At 69.8% G+C, this 1,255-nt stretch carries 1 protein-coding gene; it reads left to right on the forward strand.

Annotation, left to right across the window (positions count from 1 at the left end; translation table 11 throughout):
• The first annotated feature begins 131 nt into the window (after positions 1-131).
• Positions 132-995: an alpha/beta fold hydrolase gene (locus ACYVID_RS18145; RefSeq protein WP_191280264.1), complete on the forward strand. Its 864-nt coding sequence runs from the start codon at positions 132-134 to the stop codon at positions 993-995.
• The last annotated feature ends 260 nt before the right edge of the window (positions 996-1,255 follow it).

A 1,255-nucleotide genomic window follows, 5' to 3' on the forward strand; every position in this document is an offset into this window, starting at 1 on the left:
GCGACTGGTGGCGACGTACTCGCGCTCCGGCCGCGGTGTCCTGCCGGCGGCATCCAAGACGGCGGCGATCCGAGCAAGCATGTCGTCTCGGATTCGCTCGGTTGCGCCTCTCGCGCAGCTAGGTTGAGGACATGACGTACAACACTGGCAGTTTCCGCTCCGCGATCGACGGAATCGAGTTGGCGACGTACTCGTGGGACGCCGTCCCCGCTGCGGACTCGCCCCGTGGCGTCGTCCAGGTCGCCCACGGACTGGCTGAGCACTCCGCGCGCTACGACCGCCTCGCGACCGCGCTGAATCAGGCGGGCTTCCTCGTCCGCGCCACCGACCACCGCGGGCACGGCGGCTCGATCCACGCGGCCCCAGGCGACTTCGGCGATGCGGGCTTCGACGGAGTCATCGCCGACGTCGCGTCGTACGGCGCCTCGCTCGCAGGGGAGGGCCTCCCGGTGTTCATAGTGGCGCATTCGATGGGGTCCTTCGCCGCGCAGGTGGTGCTCCTTGAGCACTCGGACCAGTACGCCGGCGTGGTGCTGTCCGGCTCGACGGCCTTGGACGCGCTCGCGGCCGCCATGGCCGACGCCCCGAAGGACGGCCCAGCCGGGCTCGAAGCCTTCAACGCCGCGTTCGAGCACCGCACGGGCTACGAGTGGCTCTCGCGCGATGAGGCCGAGGTCGACAAGTACGTCGCCGACCCGCTGTGCGGCTTCGACCTGCCCGAGTGGACAGTGCCGTCGCTGTTTGCCCCCGCAGGGCAGCTCGTGGTTCCCGAAGGCGTGCGGCCGGACCTGCCCCTCCTGATCGCCTCCGGCACGGACGACCCGCTTGCTGGAGGAGGACAGCTCGTCGAGTTGCTCGGTCAGCGCTATCGCGACGCTGGGCTGACCGACGTCACGGTGAGGACCTACCCCGGCGCTCGGCACGAGATCTTCAACGAGCTCAATCGCGACGATGTGACCGCCGACGTCGTGGCATGGCTGGTCGCCCACGCCTGAGCCCGCCCGGCCCCCGGCAGACGCCTCACACCGCTCCGGATGCAAAGATCGCGCCGCCGCGCTTGTCCTGCTCAACCGCCGCGGCCATAAGTTAGCGGAACGCGTTGCCGCCGACGCGACACGCACCGGCGACATCGTCTGGAGGTCCGCCGGTCCTTCGGCACCATCAGTGCTCGCCCTACTGCGCGACCTCGAAACCGTCGGTTTCGCAGATGCTCCGCGAGTGGTCGGCGATGGCTACGCCCCTGACGGGCAGATGG

This window comes from Nocardioides ginkgobilobae (assembly GCF_054781275.1).